Annotated in this window: 5 protein-coding genes; 4 read left to right on the forward strand and 1 reads right to left on the reverse strand. The window is 69.7% G+C overall.

What is annotated here, in order from left to right; translation table 11 throughout:
- The coding region (gene trpS / locus VH112_04380; protein ID HEX4539460.1) for a tryptophan--tRNA ligase at positions 1-962 on the reverse strand (962 nt) is incomplete at its 3' end.
- 67 nt (positions 963-1,029) lie between these two features.
- Here trpS and VH112_04385 point away from each other — a divergent pair.
- Genes VH112_04385 through aroH form a run of 4 tightly spaced genes read left to right on the forward strand, consistent with a single transcriptional unit; the run spans position 1,030 to position 3,620 of the window.
- A complete protein-coding gene (locus VH112_04385; GenBank protein HEX4539461.1) occupies positions 1,030-1,839 on the forward strand; it encodes a ScpA family protein in 810 nt (269 codons plus the stop codon).
- Positions 1,840-1,851: 12 nt separating this feature from the next.
- Complete coding sequence (gene scpB, locus VH112_04390; protein HEX4539462.1) at positions 1,852-2,451, forward strand: SMC-Scp complex subunit ScpB; 600 nt, start codon at positions 1,852-1,854, stop codon at positions 2,449-2,451.
- Positions 2,384-3,196, forward strand: coding sequence for a pseudouridine synthase (locus VH112_04395; protein HEX4539463.1), 813 nt, complete (start codon positions 2,384-2,386; stop codon positions 3,194-3,196). Before scpB ends, VH112_04395 begins: the two co-directional genes overlap by 68 nt.
- Before the next feature lie 49 nt (positions 3,197-3,245).
- A complete protein-coding gene (gene aroH / locus VH112_04400) occupies positions 3,246-3,620 on the forward strand; it encodes a chorismate mutase (protein ID HEX4539464.1) in 375 nt (124 codons plus the stop codon).
- Positions 3,621-3,622 lie beyond the last annotated feature (2 nt).

Below are 3,622 nucleotides of genomic sequence, written 5' to 3' on the forward strand. Positions count from 1 at the left end.
CGATGCCGGAAAGGACCCTGTTCATGGGCCGCCATGGTAGGGGTCCACCAGGGGTGCGCCGAACCCGGCGCCCCGTTCGATAACGTCGGCGAGTGGCCTACGCGGTCTCCACTCCCGTCTTCGAGGGCCCGATCGACCTCCTGCTTCACCTGGTGTCGTCGCACGAGGTCGACGTAGCGCGCGTACTCGCCGGCGACGTCCTCGGGGGTGCGCCCGGTGGCTGCAGCGAGGATCTCGAGCAGATTGGCCAGGCCCGGCTTCTTGTCCCGGTCGTAGCGCACCTCGCCGTCCGTGTCGGTGACCGCTTTTCGCACCTTGCGCGTGATGTCGTCGTCAGAATCGAGCAGGCCGATCGTGCCGAGGGGGGAGTCGGCAGACTTGGACATCTTGCGTTCGGGGTGCTGCAGGTCCATGACACGCGCCGCCGTGCCTGCGATCGCGGCCTCGGGGACGACGAACGTCTCGCCGTAGCGGTTGTTGAAGCGGTTGGCCAGTTCGCGGGCCAGTTCCAGATGCTGACGCTGGTCCTCGCCTACCGGCACGGCGTCCGCGTCGTAGAGGAGGATGTCGGCGGCCATCAGGCAGGGGTAGGTGAACAGCCCGACGCGCACGGCCTCCTGGCCCTTCCCCTTGTCCTTGAACTGGGTCATGCGACGCAGTTCGCCCATGGACGTGGTGCACTCGAGCAGCCAGGTGAGACGGGTGTGCTCGGGGACCTGGCTCTGGATGAACAAGGTGGAGCGCTCGGGCTCCAGGCCGATCGCAAGGAGGTTGAGGGCGGCGTCGAGGGTGTTGGCCCGCAGGTTCGCTTCTCCCACCTCGGTCGTCAGGGCGTGCAGGTCGACCACGCAGTAGAAGGCGTCGTGGCCGTCCTGGAACGAGACCCAGTGGCGCAGGGCCCCGAGGTAGTTCCCCAGGGTGAAGCTGCCCGAGGGCGCAATTCCGGAAAGGACCCTGTTCATGGGGCGCCATGGTACGGGTCCACCAGGGGTGCGCCGAACCCGGCGCCCCGTTCGATAACGTCGGCGAGTGGCCTACGCGGTCTCCACTCCCGTCTTCGAGGGCCCGATCGACCTCCTGCTTCACCTGGTGTCGTCGCACGAGGTCGACGTGCTCGACGTCCCCCTGCTGCCGGTCGTCGACGCGTTCGTGCAGATCCTCTCGGAGGAGCGCGAGTTGATCGACTTCAACCAGCTGTCGGAGTTCCTGCTGGTGGCCTCCATCCTCATCGAGCTGAAGTCGCAGCGGCTGCTGCCGGGGCGCGAATCCGTCGAGGACGACGAGGACCTGATCGGCTGGGAGGAGCGCGACCTGCTGCTGTCGCGGCTCCTCGAATGCCGGGCCTACGGGGCGGCCGCCGACGTGTTCGTCGCCCTGACCGAGCAGGCCTCGCGCTCGGTGCCCCGCGAGGTCGGCCTCGACGGCGACTTCGTGGTCCACGCGCCGGACCTGTTGGCTGGGGTCACGCCCGAGGACCTGGCCCAGGCCTACCTTCGGGGATCGGCCGAGCGCCCCGTGCCCCGGGTCGACCTCTCCCACGTCACCGTGGACACCGTCTCGGTGTCCGAGGCCGTCGCCGAGCTGCTCTTGCTGCCCGACATGGACCGGACGTCGTCGTTCCGGGAGCTCGTGCGGGAGTGCCGTACCCGGATCGACGTGATCGTGCGGTTCTTGGCGTTGCTCGAGCTGTGCAAGATGGGCCGGGTGACGCTGGGCCAGGGGATGACATTCGGGGACCTCCAGATCTCATGGCTCGAACGCGACGAGCTGGCGGGCGTGGCGAGCGGGCGCGGGCTGGCCGAGTTGGGCGGCTACGAGATCGACGACTACGAGGGATGAGGGGTGGGACTCGTGGAGCGCGCTGAACTGGGCCGGACGATCGAAGCGATCTTGTTGGTCGCGGTCGAGCCGCTCCCGCCCCAACTCCTTGCGGAGCTCTTGGAGGAACCGGTCGACTCCGTCGAAGAGGCGCTGACCGAGCTGGCGCAGGAGTACGAGCAGGAGCGGCGTGGCTTCGTGCTCGCCCGGATCGCCGGCGGCGCACGCTTGCAGACCCATCCGGACCTTGCGCCGTACGTCGAGCGCTTCGCCAACCGTGAGGTCTCGCACCGGCTCTCCACGGCCGCGCTCGAGACGTTGGCCATCGTCGCCTACCGCCAGCCCGTCTCCCGGGGTCAGATCTCGGCCCTGCGCGGCGTGAACGTCGACGGTGTCAGCCGCCTCCTGGAGCAACGGGGCTACATCGAGGTGGTGGGCCACGCCGATGGGCCGGGCCAGCCGGCGCTCTTCGGGACGACGGACCTCTTCTTGGAGCGACTCGGTCTCGACTCATTGGCGCAGCTGCCGGCGGTCGAGGACTTCCTCCCCGGCCCCGAGGTGGCGGGTGACCTCGAGAGCGAAATGCGCTCCGCACTGGGCCTCGGCATCGAGGCGGCCAACGACGACGGCTGACGCAGGCGCGTCGCCGGGAACACCGGAGCCAGCGGGGACGGACAGCGAGCGCCTGCAGAAAGTCCTGGCCCGCGTCGGCCTCGGCTCACGGCGCGCCTGCGAGGAGCTGATCGCCGCCGGCCGGGTCACCGTCGACGGCGAGGTGGCCTCGTTGGGCCGGCGCATCGACACCGCGACGGCGCGGGTGGAAGTCGACGGGAATTTGATCCCCGTCGCGCCGGACCTCGTCTACTACCTCTTGAACAAGCCCGATGGCGTCGTGACCACCGCCGACGACCCCCAGGGCCGCCCGACCGTCGTCGCACTCGTGCCGACGGAGCCGCGCGTGTTCCCGGTCGGGCGACTCGACCGCCAAACCGAAGGCCTTCTCATCCTGACGAACGACGGCGCGCTGGCGCAGCTGCTCACCCATCCCTCGCACGGCGTCCCCAAGGAATACGTCGCCGAGGTCGCGGGTGGGACCCCGGCCCCCAGTGCCTTGCGCGCCCTCCGCCAGGGTGTGGAGCTCGACGACGGCCCGACGGCGCCCGCCGAAGTGGGCGTCCTCGCCGAGGGCGTCCTCCGACTGGTCATCCACGAGGGGCGCAACCGTCAGGTCCGTCGCATGTGCGAGGCCGTCGGCCACCCGGTCCAGCGGCTGGTGCGCACGCGGATCGGTCCCGTCCGCGACACAAAGCTGGCCCCTGGGCGCTGGCGCGCCTTGAGCGCCGAAGAGGTGCGGGCCCTCGCCGCTTCGGCCCGGTAATACCTCGTCAGCAGGGGAGACGCCGTGACGGCCGGTAGAGTGGCCGCCCATGGCACCCGCTCTCACGGTCAGGGGTCTGCGCGGGGCCACGACGGTCGACGCCGACACGGTGGCCCAGGTCACAGAGCGATCGCAAGAGCTCATGCGTGAGCTCATGGCTCGCAACGAGCTGGAAGAGGACGACATCATCAGCGTCCTCTTCACCGCGACGGCGGACGTGACGAGCACGTTCCCGGCGACGGCCATCCGGGAGATCGGCTTCGGCGCCGTGCCCCTGCTCTGCGCCGCCGAGATCGCCGTACCCGGTTCCATGCCCAGCTGCATCCGGGTGCTGCTCCACGTCAACACGCCGAGGTCGCGCGACGAGATGCACCACGTCTATCTCCACGGCGCCCAAGGGCTCCGCGATGACCTCCCCGACTGAGA

This window comes from Acidimicrobiales bacterium, assembly GCA_036270875.1.
Lineage (GTDB): Bacteria > Actinomycetota > Acidimicrobiia > Acidimicrobiales > AC-9 > AC-9.